Consider the following 23,498-nt stretch of genomic DNA (forward strand, 5'->3'; position numbering starts at 1 on the left):
AGGTGATTGGTTTGAAACAAAAGAAGATGAAGAAGAGAGCACTGCCAGTGTTGATTGCGACTTCCATTGCATTTGGAAGTCTTGCAGCACCAGGCTACAACGTGCTTGCGAATGATCAAGTGAAGAGCAGTCCTTCCTACATAGTAGAGGCGTGGGATGCCCCTGAAGGATTATCGAAAGAAGATGTGCTGTATCAATTCCTACAAGCGAAGGTCGTCAATCCACAAGCGAAAACCATCGTATCCCTTGATGCGGTGAAGGATCAATTCAAGATCATCCAACAAGAAGCCGACAAACAAACAGGTTCCTATCATTTTAGAACAGTCGAGCAGTTGGGCGGGGTTCCTGTATATGGTTCTGAACAAACAATCGCACTTGATTTAAACAATGATGTGAAAGCGTTCTTCGGTAAAATTTCTAAAAATCTATCAAAGTCGGCAGTCTCAACAGAAGCAGCCATCTCTAAAGAAGAAGCACTGGCAACAGTGAAGGCAAGCATTGATGGTGAAATCGGCAAAGTCGATGCCTATGATGGAATCGAGTCGGAATTGATCATCTACCCCCATGAAGGAAAATATGTTCTATCTTATTTAGTAAAAGCATCGACATCCGTACCGGCTCCCGGCTATTTCCACTACTTTGTGGATGCGACCACCGGCGAAGTCATCAATCACTTCAATAAAATTCAAGAAGCAACAAAAGACTTTAAAGCGAGCCCAACAGTTGCAGCAACAAGTTCTGTTAAAGCTTCAGCGAGAGCACTTCCTCCTGTCGCAGAACCGGCTCAAGCGAGAGGGATGGACATCTTTGGAAACCTTCATACGTTCAATGCTGTAAAGGATCTGTCGAATGGATCCCATTATCTATTCGACGGCACTCGCGCCAATGGTGTTCACACATTTAAAGCAAATCAGATGCCACCGACTACATTCATCCTCCTTTCAGCTTTATTAGGATTAACAGGGTTTGAAGTAACAAGTCCAAGAAACTTCTTCTATGATCCGGCTGCCGTTTCTGCCCATGTGAATGCAGGGAAAGTATATGATTACTACAAGACTAAATTTCAACGTAATTCGTTGGATAACAATGGGATGAAGCTTGTTTCCACCGTTCACATCGGGGAAAAATGGAGCAATGCTGCCTGGAATGGGAAGCAAATGCTTTACGGTGATGGCGACGGTGAGCGCATGATCTCCCTTTCAGGCGGACTGGATGTCATCGGACATGAAATGACTCACGGTGTCATCGATAAAACAGCTGATCTCATATATGAAAACGAATCCGGTGCAATCAACGAATCGATCGCAGATATTCTTGGAGCATTCGTAGAAAACAAAACAGGCGACGACCTGTGGCTGCTCGGAGAAGATATTTGGACGCCGAACACACCAGGTGACGGCCTTCGTGACATGAAGGATCCCGCTTCTGTTTACATCGGTGGATATACAGAGTCAGGCTACTATCCTGATCACTATGACGATCGCTATTTAGGGGAACTGGATAAAGGCGGCGTTCATATCAACAGCTCCATCAACAATAAAGCTGCTTACTTGTTAACCGATGGTGGAACACACCATGGTGTAACGGTGACGGGAGTCGGCAAAGCGAAGGCAGAGAAAATCTACTACCGAGCTTTGACTCTTTATTTGACAGCTTCATCAGGCTTCAGTGAAATGAGACAAGCCGCTGTGCAGGCTGCGAGAGACCTGTATCCTGACCGAAATGGTGAGTCTTCTGCAGAGGTTAAGGCTGTTGAAGCGGCTTATGATGCGGTGGGTGTGGAGTAAGTAAGAGTGGAATTTAGAGCTGATCTGGCGGGACTTGATTCTGCCGGTTCAGTTTTTTTAACTTTAATACAAAAATGGTGCCAGGCCCAAAAACAATCTTTTGAGCCTGGCACCGTTAACCGGTACACGATTATATAACTACATTAAATTCCACAGGTATCCCGATCGTAAACGTCGTCCACTCATCGTTCGACTGACAGCGGATATCCCCGTCATGCTTTTCAATCAGCTTTTTACAAATATAGAGACCGATTCCCGTTCCGAGGTCTTTTGTCGTGTAAAAAGGTTCGAAAATGGCTTCTATTGTTTCTTCTTTAATCCGGGGACCATTATTGGAGATTTGAAGTTTTGTCTTACCTGCTTCCACTTCGCATGAAATCGTGATTTGACGTTGTCCCTCCACTTCCTGAAGAGCGTCGATGGAGTTCATGATGAGGTTAAGAAAAACCTGTCTAAGCTCATCCCTGTTCCCCAGTACCTTTATGGCTGCATCGCATTGAAAGTCGATGGATACATCACCATCCAGTAGGCTCGGATACAGAAATTCAATGGTCTCTTCCAGATGATCTGTCAGGATGATCTCTTCCCTTGTACTCTCAATCAAATCCTTTCTCGATACATGGAGGAATTGGGAGATCCGGTAATTCAATTGCTCCAGCTCATGCTGCATAATATCGAGATACGGTAGGTCGGGATAGCCGTTCTGCAAAAGCTTAGTAAACCCAATAATAGAAGTGAGCGGGTTTCTGAATTCATGGACGAAGCTTGAGCTCATCTGGCCCAGGATCGTCAACCGTTCTTTATGGGTTTGATCGATATACAACTCCTTTTCCTGGAGCTGCTGCTCTTTAATTTCCGTGTATTTTCTAACGGCCAAGTAGGAGAAGCGGTCGAAAAGCGCGTTGATTTCTTCAATGATGGGCTGCAAGTCCCGAAGTTCAATTCCGGAATTACTCACCCACTTGATAATGATACTTTTCCCGACATTCACGTTATAAACAAACTCACTTATATTCACATTCGCATTCACCCGCTCCAGGGCAGTCTTATAGGCGAGATAGGTGATTTCCTCTTCACTGAGGGGCGTTTCGATCGCACGTTTCACTAACTGAAACATTTTCACCCCGTTATTCAACACTTCTTCTTTATACAAATCATTATCTGAAATGACGATACTCTTTCGCCAATTATGTAAAAATTCGTCTGAATGATTTTCAAGAAATTCTATTAGCATGGCAGAAGCACTTGTCATTGAATGGCAGTCCCTTCATTCCGGTTATTGTCGAAATATTCGTTGATATCATCATAACAGAAAAAGAAGGACAGGATGATAGTCATTTGGTATTTAATACAGTTGCAGACTCCTGAAATGGATAAAAAATAAGACCAATGACCGCCCTAGGCGTGATCATTGGTCTTGCTGATATAACCTATAAACCGCTGAGCTCCTCTACAACTTTTTGAGAAACGGCACCTTCCCCTCCGAGAACAGTGTAGTACCACGTTCCATTATCTGAAATATACTTTCGAACCGGGTCGGGAACTTTATTTTTTTCTACAAGGATGATAGGTTCGTAGTATTTAGCAGCAAGTACGGACCCAGTCAATGCATCGGCAAAGTTTTGACCTGTCGCAACCGTGATGATGTCTCCTGGCATTTCAAGCTGTGTAGCGATGTTGACCGATGTTTCATAACGATTGGTACCAGCAATCCGTACAGGATTCGTATTAGCGAGTTGTTTTTGGACTCCATCGGAAATGGCTGATTTCCCTCCGACAATTATCGTGTCAGTCACAGACTTCAGAGCTTCCTTCGTTTCATTCGCTAATTCATCAGTAGGACTTAACAGAATTGGTATTCCATTGGAGGCAGCATAAGGCGCGATGGATAAGGCATCAGGAAAATTGCCACCGTATGCAATGACTGCCTGATCGTAATACCCTAATTCTTTTGCAATGTTTGCCGCAGTCTCATATCGTGATTTTCCTCCGATTCGACGGACATCCAATCCGTTATTCTTTAGGTCCTTTGCAACTTTAGCTGATATTGCACCCTCTCCACCTAGGATAACAACTTCCTTAGCACCTAATTCTTTTATTCGTTCTTTCACCTTGCCATTTAAGCTATCCTTTGGATTTAATAGGATCGGAGCATCTTTTTGATAAGCGAATGGGGCACCTGCCAAAGCGTCAGGGAATGTGGTGTCTCTTGCCAACACAACCGTTTCGGCCCCGTCAGGCCATCCAACCTTTGAGATTTCAATGGCGGTTTCGTGCCGGTCTTTTCCGTAGATCCGATACACATTATCTACGGTTTCTTCCCCAGTGAATGCGGTTAACCCATATACTCCGTCCCCGCCAAACATATTAAGATCCGTGGCTGCAAGATAATACGAGCCTGGAGGCAGAGAATAATAAATCTGGAGATTATCGCTTCCATCTTCCAGCCATTCATCAGGATAAACCGGCTCGCCTTCCAGGGTGAAAAGCAAATATCCCAGATCATTGAAAGTTGTCAATGTCGTTCCGTAAATATACATATCTTGCGTTTCATCAATATCTAAGCTATAAAAATCCAAGTCTTCAGCCCACCCAAAGGTGCCATATACGATGTCGTCGAGGCGGATATAGTCAGCCTGGTAAGGATAATCATTGGGTTCCTGTTCATACACCTCTCCCATTAATCTCATTTCATCGGACTTCTTTAATCCTGTCATCTTTTCTTTCAGTCTAGTGAAGGTTGAGTTATTAAGTATCGTTGAAGATTGTTTCTTGGAGAGAGATTGAATTTCTTCCTTTATTGTTGGGTGATCAAACGAACCTGCGGCAAGAGAAGGTGAAACACTAAAGCAGAAGATCAATAGAAATACAATTAAACCGATACTGATTTTCTTCATAATCCCGGCCCCCTTCGAATTAAAAATTTATGTAACGCTCCAACAATATGTCGGTTTACATACCTATATTATTTTGGAAAGGTGAATTGTAAAGTGAAAATATCGTTCTATCTGCTTTTTTATTTTCTGGAAAATTGGAAGAGTTATAATAGAAATGGTGAGGTGAAGATAAAGATATTTAAGAATGTGTTTGAATGGGAAAGTAGAGTATGCTTGGAAAGAATCGTAAATAACGAATTAATTTAATCAGGTGCGTACACGGTAGCTGGCTGGCATCGTATCCCGGATTAAAGCCCTATAGCTTTGCGTCGCCATTTTTCAATGGGTTTGCCTTTATCATACGCGTTTTTAGAAGTATTTGTAATACTAGTTTTAGAAAATACGTTTTCTTGGTTTTTGGAGGACCTTCATAAAGATACCATTTTCTTCAGATCTAAAAATCTTGATGCCTAGTATCTTTAACGGTGTCCATACTTCCTTCATATAATATCCTGGCATTCGCAACCCCCCTTGTAATCACTCAATTTTAAATATTAACAAATATTACTTATATTTACATTATAATAGAAAAGTCAGAATAATCTATAATATAGATAGAAATACTTATCGACAACTTTCTCACTTCAGGACTATTATCACCTTAATTCATGGTTTCTCTTTCTGTGGGGGGTGTGGAATAAATTTCAAATTTCAGGTTTGTGAAGCATGAAGCACCACTCCTCATGCTTCTTTTGTATACTTCCAGCTTCAACCCCATTGATCACCGGGCAAAATCAAACCGCTCCTCAAAATCAAAAGATATCTGGAATTGATCGCGCCCCCCTGTTAAATACGCCACATCAAAATACGTTTTCTGCGGCCTCGGAAGTTTATCCACCCACGGGGAATAGGTCTTAAACGAAATCATCTTGTCTCCTTCATCGAATTCTGCAAACCTCATCCACCCATTACCCCCGTGATAGCTTGACTGGTAGTCGACAAGCATTTGTAAAACGGGATTACCTGCTGCATTTTGTTTCATTCTGTGAGTGGAGCCATGGTGATGGCCATTGACCGTCATAAATACCTGGTTAAAAGGATGGACCAGTTCATCCCAGGCAAGTAGCCCCCTCTCTGTCTCTATGGGAGTGGCCCCCTCTATGTTGAGGATTTGATGAGAAAGAAGGATGGTGGGTGTTTTTGGATGTGCTTTTAGAACCTTTTTTGCCCAGGGAATATCCTCCTTCATATGTTCCATGTCGAGGGATAGGAATAAGTAATGATAGCTTCCCGCTTTAATGATGGAATACGAACTATAACCAGTTGGGGAAGAATGTTTATAATACGATTTGTCCGAAAAACGCCCTGACCCATAATATTTAAGATAAGGATCTCCTTTACCATAGTCATGATTTCCTGCAATCGTCACATACGGTGCCTTTCTCTGGTCGAGGATCCCGACGCTTGTAGAAGAGTGGACCCATTCCTCCAACGAGTCGCTTTGATCGACCATGTCTCCCAGGAAAGCGGTCATAGCGATGTTTAACCTTTCATATCTCTTTGAAATCCATCTCATTTGTTCTTTGAAAATTTCTGGTTTATAACGCACCGTTTTTTGTGGATCCGGAACAAAAAGAAAGGAATAATTTTTCTTTTTCATTCGTAATGATTGATATTGATTGGACCCATTTTTGACGTGGTCACCGGACTTATGCTGGATAAGCCAGTCTTGTTTGGGAAGAGATCGATCGGCTATGCGGATTTCCTGTAAATTCCCTGCAAACAAAGCGTCTGCTTTTTCTGATGCCCCGATATTCCATCCCTTTCCTTTTGCCAAATCAATCCCGATCATTTCAGCAGTTGAGTGCCGGAAGTCGGCCACTCCATTTATATAGATGCTGGTATTCTTCCCATCATTGACGACCGCTACATGATACCAGTCTTCTTCACTATCAAGGGCAAGAGACCATTCTGTCTCGCTGCGTTGAAGATTTAAGGGATGGCTTTCCCACTGGACTTGTCTAAAGTCGGATACTGATAAGTTGGAGCGCTCTCCACCCCTTGACATAATGCCCATTCCACCGTGGTCTTTCGGAGAGAACTGTTTCGGCAGTTTGAATAAGACCTCGATCGTATATCCGTTTTTAAAGCGATTATGATTCAAAGGGGCATCCTTGCCCGTTTGAAAGTATTGACCACCAGCTTCACTTTTTTTGTGAGTAAATTGCAAGGTCTGAACCGCATCCTTTTGTTCGTAATCTTCTTCCGACCAGCGGATGAAAGAAAGCTTTTGATTGGAGCCTTCAAGGTTAATTAACCGGAGATGATTGGTGTTGCCACTTACGTCTTTCATCACCAGATCCTTCCCGGTGATGGTTCCGGATTGAATATGATCCTTCGAGAAGATCCAATGGGCGGCGATGGTTGTAGAAGGACCTCTCTCTTCCATGTCCCGTCCGGAAATGACAGGAGGGAACAACACCCAAAGTAGAACCATCAAACCAGCCAGTCCCGTTATGAATAGCATGTGTTTCTTGTCTAATCTCAATGTCGTCCCTCCTTTACAAGCGTTTTTTAATTAGTATGGACCGTGTCGAAAAGAAGATGTATCCTATTGAAACAAAAAAAAATCTTCTAATGAACAAATCATTAGAAGATTTTTTATACAAGTATTTCACAGACTGAGGTCCGTCCCTCTTACCAACCGGATCTTTTGACCAGGCTCCAATAATTCCAATAGATCAAGGTCTTCATCACGAATTCTGCCGACTGTGTTCACAGCAGGGTTTTTCTCCAGATCATTTCGGACAATCTGCATTTCCCCTTTATAGCGTCCATACAGATTATTGTCCCGGGTGATGGTGCCACGTGGTCTTTCTACGGTATTTGAAGGAGGAACATCGCCATTCGTCCTTGTTTCGAGTAGTCGATACACATCTCTTCCCGGATCGGGTCTGAGTTGATATTCCCCCTCGATTTCACCGCTGCCCTCATACGAAAGCTCCATTACATTTTCTTGATCATACTCCACTAGCTTACACATTAGTTCCTGGGAACAACCGGGGTCGCCTATGAATACACCTTGGATGCCGCAGTGCCTCAATTGTATGGCACTCATATAAGGGTTTTGATCTCGATGATCCTCCAAAGTTGGGAGACCTTTGTATAACGGCCCTCTTTTTTCCCCGTCCCCCGGGATAAAGGCATAAACCGGGATGTCTAGAGCTTCAAACAGTTTTTGCTGTTTCATAAAGTAAGCCTGATCCAATCCCGTTTCTGGCTTAGGGTAAAAATTATGCCACGCAATCATGCTTCCTGTTTCCAGTCCGCATGAGATCCACTCTTGAACCTCCCTTGCCCCAACCGTACTGGCATTGATGGCAATCTGAAAATGTCGGGATAACTCCATCATTTCATCCGTGGTAAATCCATCATCCAGCCGAAGAGCCGTCACACCCAATTCCTTTAACTCTTCAAAATGGCTCAATCCTAAAAAAGAGGGAGTGTTCTTCGATACGTCAGCAAACACTTCAAACCCTTCCCTTTTGAAAATGGATAAAAGATGACTGACATGCTCTTTGCTATACGCCGACTCTTCAGGAATGTGAAGAGAGGTAAACGCAAGCTTCATACCTGATGAAGAAGCGCGAAGAATTCTCTCTTCGGCTCCTTCGTCGGATAAATAGACGGAGATTCCGATCATTCGAACTCACTCGCCATCTCGTCTTTAAAGCCAACCAGATACGTGATAGCAAAGCCCGCTGCATAGGCAATTAAAAGTCCGATAGTATAGTAAAGAATTTCTCCTGCATTCACAAGGAAAATAAGCGGCAATCCTGATACCCCGATCGCAAATGTCGCGACATCAAAGTATGCTTGGAAAGCTCCACCGAATCCGGCACCTAAACAAGCCGTCAGGAATGGTCTTCCGAGCGGTAACGTCACACCGAAGATAAGCGGTTCACCAATTCCAAGCATCCCTGCAGGAAGAGCTCCGCCAATCGCTCCCTTCAACTTCTTCTTCTTTGTTTTCATAAAGATGGCGAAAGCTGCTCCGACCTGCCCTGCTCCACCCATTGCAAGGATCGGAAGAAGCGGATCGTCCCCGATTGTGTTGATCAGTTCCAGATGAACCGGTGTCAATCCTTGATGCAGTCCTGTTACGACGAGTGGCAGGAAGGTGGCGCCAAGTACAAATCCAGCGACTAATCCACCCATTTCAATCAATGAAAGGAGTCCGTTCGTAATTAAATCTGAAATAAATCCACCTACAGGCATGAATACCGTGTATGTTAATAATCCTGTGACAAGTAACGCAATGGTCGGTGTAACGATAATGTCCACGGCCTGCGGAATAACTTTGCGTACATTTTTCTCCACGAACGCCATGAAAGTTGCTGCAATCAATACCCCGATCAGTCCGCCACGGCCTGGAAGCAGATTTTCTCCAAATAACGTCACATCACCAATGGCCGGGTTGATGATCAAAATACCGGCCAACCCGCCAAGTGCCGCTGACCCGCCAAATTCTTTCGCAGCATTCATCCCGACAAGGATACCCAGGTAACCAAATAATCCGCTACCTATAATGGAGAGCATCATCACAAGCTGTGACTCACCATTTAACCAGCCGGCTTGAACGAAGAACTTCGTAAACCCTGTGATCAATCCTGACGCAATCAACGCAGGAATCAGCGGGATGAAGATATTTGCCACTCGTCTCAGGAGTAATTTAAATGGAGTGCTGTTCTTCTTTTTCAAATCCGCTTTTTGTTCCGCAGCACGAGCTTTCAGGTCAACATCACCTGATCCTGCTGATACCAGCTTGCCAAACTCTTCTGTCACTTTGTTAACCTTACCCGGTCCCAAAATCACCTGATACGTTTCGTCTTCTACAAATCCTAATACTCCTTCGATCTTCTTGATGTCTGCTTTTTGTACCAGATCTTCGTTATATACTTTCACTCTCAGTCTGGTCATACAATTTTCATAGCTTGCTATATTATCAGCACCGCCAAACCGCTCTAAAATAAGGCCAGCCAATTCTTTATTCGTCATTTTTCACCTTCCCCTTTCAAGTTTGCTTTGTATTCCGTTTCCCCTTCTATTTCTATGAAAAGTCCTGGACAAGTACCCCTATACAAAAAGCCTATTTTTCAATAGCTAATCGAACATAACCATTGGCATCTTCCAATCGGCTCTTTGCTTCTTCATAGCCACAGCCAAGAGTGATCATCACAATGGAAGGTTTCACTTCGTTGTTCGCTTTCTTTAAAGTTGCTGCTGCCGTTTCTCTGTCAGCACCTGTGATACTCTCGATGATTCCGATCGCTCGCTGTTCAAGCTTGTAATTACTGATATTCACATCGACCATCAGGTTCCCATAAGCCTTACCCAGCTTGATCATCGCCGCTGTCGAAATCATATTGAGGACCATTTTCTGTGCAGTTCCGGCTTTTAATCGAGTGGAACCGGTCAAGGCTTCCGGTCCGGCATCTACTTCAATCGCATGCTTCGCTTCAGCAGAAATTTTCGAGCCTGTATTACAAGACAGGGCAACCGTTGTAGCACCCAGTTCCCTTGCATACCTTAAACCGCCGATGACATACGGGGTACGTCCGCTCGCTGCAATCCCTACGACCGTGTCCGCCTGCGTCAGCCCGATTTCTTTCAGGTCCGATACGCCTGACTCTTCATCATCCTCTGCTCCCTCAACCGCCTTCACGAATGCTTTCTCCCCGCCGGCGATCAATCCGACGACGACGTCACTGCTCACACTGAAGGTCGGAGGACATTCCACCGCGTCCAGCACACCCAGCCTGCCGCTCGTACCTGCACCGATATAGATCAATCTCCCGCCTTGAGAGATGGATTTCACAACATCATCTACTACTTTTTCAACTTGGGGAATCACTTCTTGAACAACTGAAGCGACCTTTTGATCTTCCTCATTCATCATGCGGAGAATCTCACCTGTACTCGCTGTATCGATTCCAAGCGTATTCTGATTAACCTTCTCTGTTGATAATTCAAAAAATTGATCTTTCATAAGTTATTCCTCCCAGAAATCTGTATGCGTTTTCATTAATTCTATTATAATCATGTTTGAAATTAAATTTCAATTGTATTTTTTATTGTATGAAATTTTATTTTAGAATAGACCAATAATGTTTATGGTAATAGAGGAGAAGTTTTCAAGAAAGGGGCAAAGGTAAAAGAAAATGACAAATAGGAGTTGGTATAATCACCCTACTCCTGTTTTTGATTATTTAATGATTTCGTTTTTTATACTCAGAGGTCCGCCCCTCAAAAATCGATTTGTGAATCATTTGATATGTCTGTGGAATCAAGCATACCTGGGTGAAATCCTGGAAGATATAGTTCGCTTTCGGTCCTTCTTATAGCTCTGCGGGATGGTAAGGTTGCGAAGTGATTCATGGTGGCAGCCGCCCGTTCACGTTGTTTGGTGATCACTTTTTCCGAACAGTTGATTTCCAACTGCTCGCCATTCGTAAACCGGATGTATGTTTTTCCTTCTGAAGTGGAAATGGACTCAATATGCTGGCAGAATAACCAGATACAATCATAGTCGGTTGGAGCCATTGTGGGTATCGCATAGATGTATTCCTGCGGGCAGATCATAAGAGGTGTCTTTCGTAAATACTTGGTAGCATGGCGGACGGCTTTGATCCTGCCGTCATATGTAGACCGGTAAGCCATACAGGAATCGTCTAAAATCTCCATTACTGACTTTTTGCTGAACGTCTTTCTCCCCGAGAAGTCATACATAATTGACCGATGAATCCCATCATAAGCAGGACAAATCGCCACAGTCCTTCGAGTAACCAGCACTTCTAAATCTTTCAATCAAAACACCTTCCTTTTCCTTTTTAATAAAGTCTCATTTATCAGAATCTTCTTATATATGAGACTTTATTACTATTATATACTAATGACAGAAAATTTCCATTTATATTTGTATATTTTCGAGAAAAATCTCATAATTTGAGGAAATGGATTATTTCCTGGGAGATAGTGTCGAAACCCGTTCCTTTAAATATTAAAAAAATGATCGGCCTGTTCATTCATTTCTGTCGTTTTGTCATTAACTCTAAATGCATTACCTAAAACTAAAAAAACACGATATTAAAACGAACAATAGAAGTGTAAGTTCTTAATACCGCTAATGATTTCCGTGCAAGACTACGCTTTCCGCGGGTAGCCCGTGAGCCTCCTCGGCAAGCCTGCGGGCAGAAAAGAGGAGGGGCTTCGCTCAGAGGCGGTTGGCATAAGGCGGATCGGCCTTGAAGGCGTTCTTTGCCTTCATGGACGATCTGACTTATGACATTTGCCTCTAAGCCCTATAGCTGGACAAGTCTCACATAAGCTACTTTTCCCGCAGGAGTCTTCGTCTTGCACTCCAATCAACCGCTGGAAATAGCTAAAATCAAATGTACCGAAAACAAATAATAAACACGAACAAATCTGCCTAAAAGCAAGCAGGTTTGTTCGTGCTTTACTTAGACTAAAACACTTTTGTCCCAGCCTCTTAACAAATAAACATCAGCCATGAGTTTTACACATTCCAATATTACTCTCTTTGTGCTCTTTAAACCGCATAACTTCCATGATCACTTCTTCCACAAAAATAGGAGTCTTCACAAACGCACTTTCCACATGCAAACGCTCTGTACGTTTGTGGGCATCTTTTCCGAATGGCCCTACGTTGAGAACAGGACCCTCTAACTTATTCATTTCCTTAAATGGAATGCTATATGTGGTATTCCAAACAGGGGTATTTTCTTCAAATACAGCCCAGCCTTTATTATTATCCTGATAGTTCACATAGCTAAGGTCCGATATTCCATTAAAATAATGTGCTTGTTCGACAGGCAGATCAAATTGCTCCTTAGCTGCTTCCGTTACTTTTTCTATACATTTTAACACCAAAGGATTCTCAGACGTATTGACAGCAGGATAATAAGGTGGCGTAAACATCAGTACAATGGCAGGTGTCAGCTCCTGACAATTAATAAGGAGAGTATCGGCAATTCGAAAGGATTTCTCACGATCATCCCCTTGGTTTATCCCTATATCATGTTTCAGAGCCTCGATATAATCATTCCCCAGCTTCTTTTCAGCATATTCAACCAGCTCGGAATAACGAAGGACTGAAACCTTTCCTATAGAAGGAATCCCCTCCCGTTCACATAATTGACGATACCATTCATTGCATTCCTCCGCTGCCGACACTGCAACCTGCTCAAATAAGTTCATGATATCTGCGGCTGTTCGTTTCATTGTAAAGACATTATATAGAGCGACAGTTCCATATGGAGTTTGTGCAGAATAATTAAGCCTTAAATCTTCTTGCTGAAGTGTAATGGGAAGAGGAGCATTCTCTCCGTATTCTGTTTCTCTGAATAGAGGATTCCATTCCATTTTCCGAGTGAGAAATGATGCAATAAAAGATGAAGTCATCCCACTTAAAGGTTCACCAACATGAGTCTCTCTTCCATAAAAGAGTGCGGATGGCATGATTTTACCGATTGATCCCGAATACACGTGATATGCCGTATCAGTAGGTTTCTGGGAAAATACCGGTTCACCATTTAGAAACAGAGTATAGTCAAGGTCATATTCTTCTTTCAATTCATTTAATACAGCGACTGCTGAACGCATTCCGGATGAATTGACCTCTTCATCCGGTACTGTTAATAAGACAAGATTGATCGGCCAGTCTTCATGGGCTGCCTTTTCAAAGATGGCCATATGAATGGCTAATCCAGCTTTCATATCCATGATCCCACGTCCCCATAGGTAGTCCCCGGAACGCAAATCATTTTGGGCTTCGGGATGCAGTTCATCAATATACTGTTTCAGTTCCCTGGTTAAGCTCTCCGGATTGAAAGCGAGTGCTTCCAGCTCTCCGTATTCTTCTGTACTAACCGTATCGAAGTGACTGATTAACACAATCGTTTTGTCCGCTTTTTCATGCTTGTATAAAGCGGTTAAAAACTGGCGTCCAAAATCTGCAGCTCCCAGCTTAAGCAACTCGGGATTAGAATGGAAATAAGGGATGTTTTTCATTTTTTCATTCAACCTAACGGGGAAATCCAACTCTCCTTCTGTTAGGGTTCGACTATGCCAACTCACCAGCTCACACAATAATGCCCGTAAAGACTCAGGCGTCCCCCACTGTCTCATGATATAACCTCCTTCTTATGCTGCTGATTCAACCAGTTCTCTAAACGAATCAGTCCTTTTTCCAATACTTCCATGCTATAGGCAAAAGAAATGCGAATGTACCCTTCTCCATATTGCGTGAAGGTGCTACCGGGAACGACGGCTACCCCGCCTTCCGTCAATAGGCGATTAGCAAATTCCAGGGAAGAAAGTTTGTACTGTTTAATGGAAGGAAAAATATAGAAGGCACCCCTGGGAAGTATCACATCAAATCCCATTTCCACCAAACGTTTGTAGACAAAATCCCGTCGCTTTTTGTAGGCCAAATTCATTTCAGCTGGGACATGGCGATTATTCGATAATGCTTCGATTGCAGCAAATTGGCCAGGCACCGATGCACAAACGACATTGTAGATATGCACCTTCACAACATGTTCCATAACAGGTCGTGGTCCCAGCACAAATCCAATCCGCCAGCCTGTCATCGAATGAGATTTCGACAACCCATGGATAAGAAATAATCGATCTTTCAAGTTTGTATAAGACGCGAAGGAGTGATGCTCTCCTTCAAAAGCATTCTCGCTATAGATTTCATCTGAAATAATGAACAGATCATGCTTCTCTATCACTTTTACCAGTTCATCCATTTCTTCCTTACACAAGGTGACACCTGTTGGATTGGATGGATAGTTAAACAAGATGGCTTTCGTTTTATCCGTGATTAAAGCTTCCAAGTTTCCTGGAGAAGGCCTGAATTGAGTGACTGATGTATCTAAATAAACGGCTTTTGCTCCACACATCGTGATAATCGGTTCGTAACCAGAGTAGAGAGGTGCCGGTAAGATAACCTCGTCCCCTTCCTCCAGTATCGTTCTGAAAACAGAATCGATTGCTTCACTTGCCCCGTTTGTTACAACCACTTCCGTTTCCGGATCATAGTCCAACCCATACTGATCCGCGAAGAAGTCCCTGATTGCGGTTCGCAATTCAAGTAAGCCGGCATTATGGGAATAACCGGTTTGATCTGAGAGAATGGCCCTGATTCCTGCATTTTTTACCGCTTCTGGCGTAGGAAAATCAGGTTGTCCAACAGTAAGGTTGATAGCATCAGGGTAAAATACCAACTGATTAGAAAACTGGCGAATTCCTGGTATAACCAATCCTCGAGCTCGCGCATTTATAGTGATTGACATATGCTTCTACACCTTTCTCTTTTCCACACTACTTCGTAAATCCTGGTAACCAGAGAGATAACGGCGGGAAAAATGTAATAACGAGTAAACAAATGAACATGGAAACAAGAAATGGCACTATCGCCCAGGCAATTTTTTCAAATCGCACCCCTCCTACACTCGAAGCTACGAATAGATTCACACCTAGAGGTGGCGTGATAAACCCGATTGCTAAGTTCGCTACCAGGATGACTCCAAAGTGTACAGGATCTACTCCTACTGCTGTAACGATGGGCAATAGTATCGGTGTAAGGACTACTAAAGCAGAAATCGTATCAATGAACATCCCTACAATTAACAGAAGGATATTGATTGCAATGAGTATGATAAGCGGGTTCGTCGAAAGATCCGTTAAAAATACAGAAATATCATTTGGAATTTGTTCTAAAGTCATAAAATACGCAAAGGAAACAGATAAACCAATAATGATCATGGTGGTAGCGTTAATCACGACTGCCTCACGGAAGCTCTCGAATACTGACTTCCACGTTAATTCTTTATAGACAAATAAACCAACGATTAATGAGTACACGACAGCTACCACGGCAGCTTCAGTCGGAGAGAATACCCCTCCATATATCCCACCTAAGATGATGACAGGAATAAGCAGCGCCCATTTCGCATCATTGGTTGCTTTCACAACATCTTTAAAATGGAATGAAATTTGTTCTTCCGGAGCATATCCCCTTTTCTTTGCAATCACATAGGCAGTAAACATCAGTCCAATACCTATGAGAAATCCGGGAAGGATTCCAGCTAAGAACATACTTCCAACAGATACTCCTCCGATGACGCCGTACAATACAAAAGGAATACTTGGAGGTATGATGACTCCTATTGATCCTGCTGCAGCTGCCACGGCTGAGGCAAATCCCCCTCCGTAGTTACGTGCTTTCATAGCTGGAATCATGAATCCTCCTATGGCAGCAACAGTAGCCGGTCCAGATCCTGAAATGGCTGCAAAGAACATACAGGCTACGATGGTAACCATGGAGAGCCCTCCAACCATCCATCCAACCATGGCAGTAGCGAGGTTTAAAAGCCGTTGTGAAACTCCTCCTTTTCCCATTAAAATGCCTGCAAGCATAAAGAACGGAATCGCCAATAAAGGGAAGGAATCCAGGGACGTAAATGCTTTCTGAGTAATGATGGCAAGGGGCAATGTAGACCCGAAGTAAATGGCTACAAGAGCCGAAACCCCAAGTGAGATGGCAATCGGAACACCAATGAGTAAACAAAGCGCAAGGGACCCAAAGAGTAAAGCAATGGTCATACTTGTACCTCCTCAGAAGGTACGTCATCATTCGTGCGCCAAATCATGATGAACTGTTGAACAAGACGCAGAGCCATTCCTGCCCCGCCTATAGGAATCGCAAGGAATGGCAGCCACATCGGAATTTGCATGGCCGGGGTAATTTGTCCATTTTGAAAACTGGCGAGTACGAGTTGCGTTCCAAAGAATGCAAGGAATACGGCTAGTCCAAACCAAATGATCAACGCGAATGTTTCAAGTATTTTTCTTGATGTTCCTCTAAATAAATCAATAAATGCCTCGATTCGGATATGCTGCCTTTTTTTCACGGCATAGCTGGCACCTATCCACACTTGGAAAATATGAATATATCGAGCCATTTCCTCAGTCCAGCTTGGTGCTGAAGAAAAGACGTACCTTCCGACCACTTGAGCAAAAATAAGGGCAACCATAATGGCTAAAGTGAGGACTAGAATCAACTCTTCGAAGTACTCGAATTTCTTTTTCATGTGTGCTGCTCCTTTCAAAAAACGAAGAATCAAGGAGGTGAACCTTGATTCTTATTTTCGTTATTGGTTGTTTGCCTCTAACGCCTTGTCGACTAAATCCTCACCGATCTTCGGTACGTATTGGTCATAAACAGACGATGCCGCTTCACGGAAAGCATCTCTTTGTTCATCCGTTAAGTCATTCACCTGCATACCGTTTTCCTTCAGCTTATTTAAGAATTCCACATCTTGTTCCTGAGCTAACCCACGTTGCTCATCGCGGTATTCTTCAGATGCTTCTGTTATTAATTTTTGCAAATCTTCAGGTAATTCATTGTAGAAATCATTATTCATTAACAAAGCAGTTGCCGCATACACATGTCCTGTCAGAGATAGATAGTCCTGAACTTCATAAAACTTATTCGTGTAATAAAGTGAAACCGGGCATTCCATGGCATCATATGTCCCCTGTTGCAATGCAGTATATAATTCACCAAATGCGAATGGTGATGCGTTAGCTCCGAATGCTTTGAACGTATCTGTGTGAAGGGGATTTTCTAGAGTCCTGAACTTCAATCCTTTCAATTCTTCAGGGTTTTCAATCGGCCCATTATTGTTTGACATGTGTCGGAAACCATTTTCTCCAAACACCAAGCCTTTAAGGTCATTCTTTTCTAAATCGGCCATCAGTTCTTGACCAAGTTCACCATCAAGGGCTCTATAGGCTGCTTCATTACTATTGAAGAGGAAAGGTAAATCGAACACTAAGAACTTTTCATTAAATGAGGCAAGGGGGGCAACGGCGGGAATCGTCATTTCAATATTCCCTAATTGAACAGCTTCAATTGCTTCGCGATCTGATCCATAAAGCTGACCATTAGGGTAAAGCTCCACTTTAATTCGACCGTCCGATTCTTTTTCCAGTTTTTCTTTAAACGTTACCGCAGCAACATGTGAAGACTGTTCCTCTGGTACTAAGTGAGCAATCCGGATCGTGTAGGTATCTTTATCACCTTCACTGGAAGAACCACTGGGACGTCCGCATGCTGATATAAACAGTATGGCAATCAATAATAATGGAATGAATTTTTTCAATTTGCTTCCTCCTCTTGATAATATCCTTGAATTCTGCGTTCAATGTTTTTCATATGTGCCGACATCTCTTTTTTTGCTGTTTCGACATGCTTTGATTGAAGTGCTGTGAAGATGCGATTATGCTCTTCATAAGCCTCTTTGGCACTTAACCGGAGAGTGTTTGAAAGAACAAGAAATGCACGGTTTACTCCGGTGTTTGATGTATGTATCATATCTCTAAGCTTCGGGTTTGGATTTTCTTTTGCTAACAGAAGGTGAAATTCACGATCAAGCTCAATAAACTCCTCATAACAATCTTCTTTAATCGCCTGCCATTGAGATTCCAAGTTTTCCTTTAATTCTTCCAGTAATCGATCTTGAAATGTATCTGCAATGATTTCAAGATTATATACTTCTAATAATTCGCGAATTTCAAGGAACTGCAAGGCGTCTTCTTCGGTAAATGAAGCGACCGTTGCCATCTTAGAATCTGAAATCATAATGAGTCCTTCTGCTGCAAGTCTCTTCAACGCTTCCCGAATCGGGGTTCGACTGATTCCTAATTCCTCAGCAAGCTTTTTCTCCGGCAGTTCTTCATCGGGTGCCAACTTACCAGAAATAATGTCTTTTTTGATTAAATTGAAGGCTTGCTCAGCTAACGTTTCCTTCTTAATGATTCTCTGCAAGTCACTCCCTCCCATCTATTTATTTTTATTTTCTCTTCATGATGACTAGGTGATTTAGTGGTATACCGCATACTTAACGAGGAGGTATACCGTATACAATTATGATAATTTATGCTAGTCTATTTGTAAATATAAATTTTAGAATATTATAAATATTAGGAAGGTGACTTAGATTGACCATAGATTGGATGACAGAATTAACCGCTATTCTTACGAAAGAAAAAATAAGCACAAGTGCAGGTGACCGATACCGCCATAGTAAAGATGAATCATTTCATCCTCCTTCTGAACCGGAAGTTGTGGTGTTTCCCGAAACGAGGGACGATATTACCGCTGTCTTGCAGGTAGCTAATCGATATGACATCCCGGTAACTCCCTATGGGGCCGGCTCAGGATTAGATGGGCAGTCCATACCTGTAAAGCGTGGAATTTCAATGAACTTTGAACGAATGAAAAGAATAATTTCCTTTAACCCCGAAAACTTAACGGTTACGGTGCAACCCGGAATCACCCGTTTGGAGCTCAATAAAGAAATAAATCGGCATGGACTATATTTCCCGATCGATCCCGGTGCTGATGCGAGCATCGGGGGGATGACTGCAACGAATGCCAGTGGCACAACAGCCGTCCGGTATGGCTCGATGAGAGATCAGGTGTTGAACCTGGAGGTGATCTTATCAGACGGCAGAATCATAAAAACAGGTAGTGAAGCAAAAAAATCCTCAAGCGGTTATCATTTAAACAGCCTTTTTGTAGGATCAGAGGGAACTTTGGGGATTATTTCAGAAATCACCTTAAAACTGCACGGCATCCCGGAACACATCATCGCTGCCCGCTGCACCTTCCCTTCACCTAAAGCATGTGCGGAGGCTGCTCATGCAGTATTAATGAGCGGCATCCCTATCGTAAGAATGGAGCTTGTTGATGCCAGCAGTATCAAGCAAGTAAATGCCTATGGAGACTATCAATTTCCAGAAGAGCATTCCCTCTTTTTCGAATTCTCAGGTACCAAAGGTTCAGCAGAGGAAGAATCTTCTCTTGTACAAGAATTAATGGATGAATCGGGATGCGGGAATTGGGCGCGTGCAAGCGGGTCAAAAGAACGTACTGAATTATGGCGGGCACGGCATGAGCTGGCCTATGCCTACCGTCATATCAAAGGAATGGCCGTAGCGGGTTCAGACGTATGTGTTCCGATTTCTAAACTGGCAGACTTAGTCGTCTATGCCCGTGAACATATAGAAGAAAGCGGCCTTGCCGGAGGTGTCTTCGGACATGTGGGAGATGGGAATTTCCATACGATCATCGTATATAACCCTGATGTTCCCTGTGAAGTGAAACAGGCAGAAACGATTAATGAGAAACTCGTATTGAAAGCAATAGAAGTTGGCGGTACCTGTACGGGCGAACATGGTGTCGGCCTCGGGAAGATGAAGTATCAAGAAAGGGAACATGGAGGGGCTGTTGAAGTGATGAAATCTTTTAAAACACTCCTGGATCCCAAAAATAGATTGAACCCAGGTAAGATATTCTATTAACTCATACCTATTAAAAAGCCTCCATTCGATACACTAAGGCATCAAATGGAGGCTTAATATTATTCATTATTGTGCCAAAAGTGATTCAACCACCGAATCAGAGATGGCTCCTTCTCCACCAAGAATGTAATACATGTCGGTAACCGGAGCAAACATAGCAAGAGTATCCATCGTTGTAAACTGTGCCTCTTTAGGATGGGTCAGCACCACGGGATTTCCTTCTACCGCTGCCAGTGCAGAACCAGCCAGGGCATCAGGATAGTTCTTGCCTGTTGCGATGAACGGTGTGGACATGTTCAATTCACCAGCGAAATAGCTTATGATGCTGCTATTCGTTTCGTAACGGTCACTTCCGCTTAATCGCTCATAGTTCATGAACTCCTCAACAACCGTTTCCGGAATAGCTGATTCTCCGCCGATAACGTAGAACTGCTCAAACATGCTCTCTTCCATATAACTGCGAACAGAATCCGGTGTTCCACTTTTCTTTGTTAATAAAATCGGCATTTCCAAGGAAGCCGCTATCGGGGCTATGGAAAGGGCGTCCGCAAAGCTTTGCCCGGTTGCTACGACTGCTCGATCTGTAAAACCTAACTGTTCTGCGATCTTCACGGATGTTTCATAACGATCGGCTCCGCTGATGCGTGAAATCGTCTTGATTCCTAAATCCTTTACTTCTTTCTCGACGTTGGCTGTAATAACCGATTTACCCCCAACCAGAATCACCTTTTTCACTTTCAGGCGATTCAATTCGTCCTTCACCGACTCAGGAAGGGTTGTCGTATTGGTTAACAATAATGGTGCGTTGTGGTGATAAGCAAGAGGTGTGGCGCTTAATGCATCAGGGTAATTACGCCCCGTTGCGATGACCGCTACATCAGATTGCTCCCAGCCGTTACTTGAAACCTTCACTGCCGTTTCATAACGATCAGTTCCAAAGATTCTCTCCTTGCCTATATCCGCTTGATCGATTCCTGTAACGGCACCTAAGGCATCCAACCTTCCCCAGCCGGATACAGTATCATAACCCGGAAGAATCAATTCTGCAGGATATGGATACTCATCTTCGTAATAATAGCCGTTACCTGGGTTATCTTCTTCGTCGAATGTAATATCGACAGATGTTCTTGTTAATACTCTCTCTACTTGAGCGGGAGTTAACGCAGCATCATGGGATAGCAATAAACCCGCTACGGCAGCCACATGTGGTGTCGCCATAGAGGTTCCACTCATATAGGTCACGTTTCCATCTGGTACCAGACTTGGAATATCTGTTCCCGGTGCCACAAGATCAATCCCATTTCCAAAGTTTGAGTAATCTGAAACAAGATCCATATTGTTCGTCGCTCCAACAGAAACAACATATTTGGATGAACCAGGGTACGAAATTTCTTCCATTCCGTCATTACCTGTTGCGGCAACCACGGTCACTCCATGGTCATGAGCGTATTTCAATGCGTATTCAATGACACGGCTGTAAGAACCGCCAAGACTTAAATTAATGACCTGGGCTCCGTGATCGACTGCATACTTGATTCCATAAGCGATTTGTTCTGTATCACCGCTTCCGGAAGCATCAAGTACTTTAACAGGAAGAATCTTCGTGTGAGGATTGATTCCTGCCATCGAATAGTGATTATTCGCTTCTGCTGCAATGATTCCGGATACATGGGTTCCATGACCGTGGTCATCCATCGCGTCTGAGCTGCGGCTGACAAAATTATAGCCATCGTTCTTTAGCACTTGATCGCTCAGATCTGCCAGCGTGTGGTCTACACCCGTATCCACTACAGCAATGATTGTATCTTCAAGATTTTTTTCTTTCAGAAGCTCCTGAAGCTGCTCGTACTGAATATCGGCATCGGGGTTCCCACCATTGTCTCCGTTATTTTGTAGAGACCATTGATAAGGATATTGAGCATCGGATGACAGTGCTTTGTATTGTTGGACAGGCTCAACAAACTCGACTTCAGGCAGCTTTGCAATCTCTTTTGAAGTAGCTTTTAATGAGGCGGTAGATACTTTATCGGAACCGTCGCCATCGACTTCTACAACATATAGATTGGAGAAGAATGAATCCTTCGCCTTTAACGGGGTAATGGATTCAACACCCATTGATTTTGTTTTCCCCTGGATACTTGCTACATCTTTTTTATCTTTTAATTTTACGAGTAAACGAGTATCATCACTCGCAGCTTTAATAGGAGAAAGACCTGCTTCAGCCAGAATAGTAGAAACCGTTGAATTTGTCAGGTTTGAAATCCCGACGTTCTTACCTGTGTTCTCTATTTTCTCCTGGATGAACCCAGGTGTCGATTCAATTGCATTATTGTACAGGTTATTGATGGCTTTTTGGTCTTCTTTTGTGATTTTATATGAACTTGCACTGCCATTAGCCGCAACATCGGCAAACAAGTCCTTTAATTGAACAAGATCATGGTAGACGTTATCTCGCAGTGTTTTACTGAAGACCATTTTCGAGCTGATAAAGGGAGCCGCTTTGTAATAAAGAGCCGACAAATCCTGACCTTTTTCCGTTTTCGCTAAGACCGTTTCACGAACGGTACGTAAATCTCTTAAAATACTTTTTCCATTTTCTCTTTCTTTCGTGCTTAACTCCGCTGGACACTCCTCAGCAATGGCTTCATCAGAAGGAGGTAACGTAATGCCATCGTAACTGATCGTGTATGGAATCACCATATCTTCAAACTCTTCTTCGAACTCTGCATACTCTTCTTCTGTTCCATAGGACTCAATCTTAATATAGTAAGGACCGACCCAGGAAATTGGGAAGTCAATGATCGCTGGTTCATTCTGATAAGAATAACCCATATATCGATCAAAGGCTCGATTATCGATAGCATTTTCCAGACTGGAATAAACCGTCACATTTAATTCCAGTTCTGATTGAAGCTTCATTCGTAAATGGGTATAATCTGTCATTTCACTTTCAGAAGGATCAACCTTATACCAATGAACGTTTTCAGAGACATCGAATTCCCCATCGACCGGTGTCCCAATCGCCAACGTTCCTTCCTCATTCGGTACACCAGACTCTTCCGCCTTGGTTTCCATCACAGAAAACTGGCTGAAAATTAACGAAAAAACGAAAACCAAAGCTACTAAACTACGAATCCTCTTTTTCATGTAGAACCTCCACCAATGTAAAATTAAACTACAGAATCTATTAAACCACAGAAATCATTAAATGGAAATATTTTATATTTTAAGGAAAAATATGTCGTGCACGTCCGGTTTTTAATATCTACTCCATTTAACCCATCATTTTATTTCCGCCACACCAAATGGAGGCACAACCTTCAAAAAAAAGAGCCAGCCACTGTTCATGATGAACAATGGCTGGCTCTATCAATAATAG

The 23,498-nt window shown here is 43.1% G+C and carries 17 protein-coding genes and 1 riboswitch; of the genes, 2 read left to right on the forward strand and 15 right to left on the reverse strand.

Annotated elements, in window-relative coordinates; genetic code table 11:
* Nucleotides 1–26: 26 nt before the first annotated feature.
* A complete protein-coding gene (locus FZC88_RS15110) occupies nucleotides 27–1,787 on the forward strand; it encodes a M4 family metallopeptidase (protein WP_397541196.1) in 1,761 nt (586 codons plus the stop codon).
* A gap of 130 nt (nucleotides 1,788–1,917) precedes the next feature.
* Here the strand turns inward: FZC88_RS15110 and FZC88_RS15115 are convergent, their stop codons facing one another.
* From FZC88_RS15115 to FZC88_RS15175, 14 genes are all read right to left on the reverse strand, one after another.
* Nucleotides 1,918–3,039 carry a sensor histidine kinase gene (locus tag FZC88_RS15115; protein WP_148995496.1) on the reverse strand — a complete coding sequence of 374 codons (1,122 nt, stop codon included), beginning with the start codon at nucleotides 3,037–3,039 and terminating at the stop codon, nucleotides 1,918–1,920.
* Between the two features lie 178 nt (nucleotides 3,040–3,217).
* Nucleotides 3,218–4,684: a cell wall-binding repeat-containing protein gene (locus FZC88_RS15120; protein WP_148995497.1), complete on the reverse strand. Its 1,467-nt coding sequence runs from the start codon at nucleotides 4,682–4,684 to the stop codon at nucleotides 3,218–3,220.
* A 257-nt stretch (nucleotides 4,685–4,941) separates the two neighbouring features.
* Nucleotides 4,942–5,026: riboswitch (cyclic di-GMP riboswitch) on the reverse strand.
* A 30-nt stretch (nucleotides 5,027–5,056) separates the two neighbouring features.
* Entirely contained in the window at nucleotides 5,057–5,182 is a 126-nt protein-coding gene (locus FZC88_RS24535) for a hypothetical protein (RefSeq protein WP_262371878.1), read from the reverse strand.
* Between the two features lie 262 nt (nucleotides 5,183–5,444).
* The gene (locus FZC88_RS15125; protein ID WP_148995498.1) at nucleotides 5,445–7,211 is read right to left on the reverse strand and encodes a laminin G domain-containing metallophosphoesterase family protein; all 1,767 of its coding nucleotides are present in this window, start codon (nucleotides 7,209–7,211) and stop codon (nucleotides 5,445–5,447) included.
* Nucleotides 7,212–7,337: 126 nt separating this feature from the next.
* A complete protein-coding gene (locus tag FZC88_RS15130) occupies nucleotides 7,338–8,366 on the reverse strand; it encodes a MupG family TIM beta-alpha barrel fold protein (protein WP_148995499.1) in 1,029 nt (342 codons plus the stop codon).
* Nucleotides 8,363–9,721: a PTS transporter subunit EIIC gene (locus tag FZC88_RS15135; RefSeq protein WP_148995500.1), complete on the reverse strand. Its 1,359-nt coding sequence runs from the start codon at nucleotides 9,719–9,721 to the stop codon at nucleotides 8,363–8,365. Before FZC88_RS15135 ends, FZC88_RS15130 begins: the two co-directional genes overlap by 4 nt.
* 91 nt (nucleotides 9,722–9,812) lie before the next feature.
* Entirely contained in the window at nucleotides 9,813–10,712 is a 900-nt protein-coding gene (murQ, locus tag FZC88_RS15140) for an N-acetylmuramic acid 6-phosphate etherase (protein ID WP_148995501.1), read from the reverse strand.
* A 257-nt stretch (nucleotides 10,713–10,969) separates the two neighbouring features.
* A complete protein-coding gene (locus tag FZC88_RS15145; RefSeq protein ID WP_148995502.1) occupies nucleotides 10,970–11,530 on the reverse strand; it encodes a competence protein ComK in 561 nt (186 codons plus the stop codon).
* 696 nt (nucleotides 11,531–12,226) lie between these two features.
* A complete protein-coding gene (locus FZC88_RS15150) occupies nucleotides 12,227–13,870 on the reverse strand; it encodes a M20/M25/M40 family metallo-hydrolase (protein WP_148995503.1) in 1,644 nt (547 codons plus the stop codon).
* Nucleotides 13,867–15,042, reverse strand: coding sequence for an aminotransferase class I/II-fold pyridoxal phosphate-dependent enzyme (locus FZC88_RS15155; protein WP_148995504.1), 1,176 nt, complete (start codon nucleotides 15,040–15,042; stop codon nucleotides 13,867–13,869). Before FZC88_RS15155 ends, FZC88_RS15150 begins: the two co-directional genes overlap by 4 nt.
* 28 nt (nucleotides 15,043–15,070) lie before the next feature.
* Complete coding sequence (locus FZC88_RS15160) at nucleotides 15,071–16,354, reverse strand: TRAP transporter large permease (protein WP_148995505.1); 1,284 nt, start codon at nucleotides 16,352–16,354, stop codon at nucleotides 15,071–15,073.
* The gene (locus FZC88_RS15165; RefSeq protein WP_148995506.1) at nucleotides 16,351–16,842 is read right to left on the reverse strand and encodes a TRAP transporter small permease; all 492 of its coding nucleotides are present in this window, start codon (nucleotides 16,840–16,842) and stop codon (nucleotides 16,351–16,353) included. The genes FZC88_RS15160 and FZC88_RS15165 overlap by 4 nt, the downstream gene beginning before the upstream one ends.
* Before the next feature lie 60 nt (nucleotides 16,843–16,902).
* Nucleotides 16,903–17,916, reverse strand: coding sequence for a TRAP transporter substrate-binding protein (locus tag FZC88_RS15170; protein ID WP_148995507.1), 1,014 nt, complete (start codon nucleotides 17,914–17,916; stop codon nucleotides 16,903–16,905).
* On the reverse strand, nucleotides 17,913–18,581 hold the full coding sequence (locus FZC88_RS15175; protein WP_148995508.1) for a GntR family transcriptional regulator: 669 nt from the start codon (nucleotides 18,579–18,581) through the stop codon (nucleotides 17,913–17,915). Before FZC88_RS15175 ends, FZC88_RS15170 begins: the two co-directional genes overlap by 4 nt.
* Before the next feature lie 173 nt (nucleotides 18,582–18,754).
* Between FZC88_RS15175 and FZC88_RS15180 the strand changes: the two genes are divergently transcribed.
* Nucleotides 18,755–20,119: an FAD-binding oxidoreductase gene (locus tag FZC88_RS15180; protein ID WP_148995509.1), complete on the forward strand. Its 1,365-nt coding sequence runs from the start codon at nucleotides 18,755–18,757 to the stop codon at nucleotides 20,117–20,119.
* Between the two features lie 66 nt (nucleotides 20,120–20,185).
* On the opposite strand, the gene FZC88_RS15185 is transcribed toward FZC88_RS15180, so the two are convergent.
* Nucleotides 20,186–23,266: a cell wall-binding repeat-containing protein gene (locus tag FZC88_RS15185; RefSeq protein WP_148995510.1), complete on the reverse strand. Its 3,081-nt coding sequence runs from the start codon at nucleotides 23,264–23,266 to the stop codon at nucleotides 20,186–20,188.
* Nucleotides 23,267–23,498 lie beyond the last annotated feature (232 nt).

The sequence above is a fragment of the Rossellomorea aquimaris genome, assembly GCF_008180865.1.
Lineage (GTDB): Bacteria > Bacillota > Bacilli > Bacillales > Bacillaceae_B > Rossellomorea > Rossellomorea yichunensis.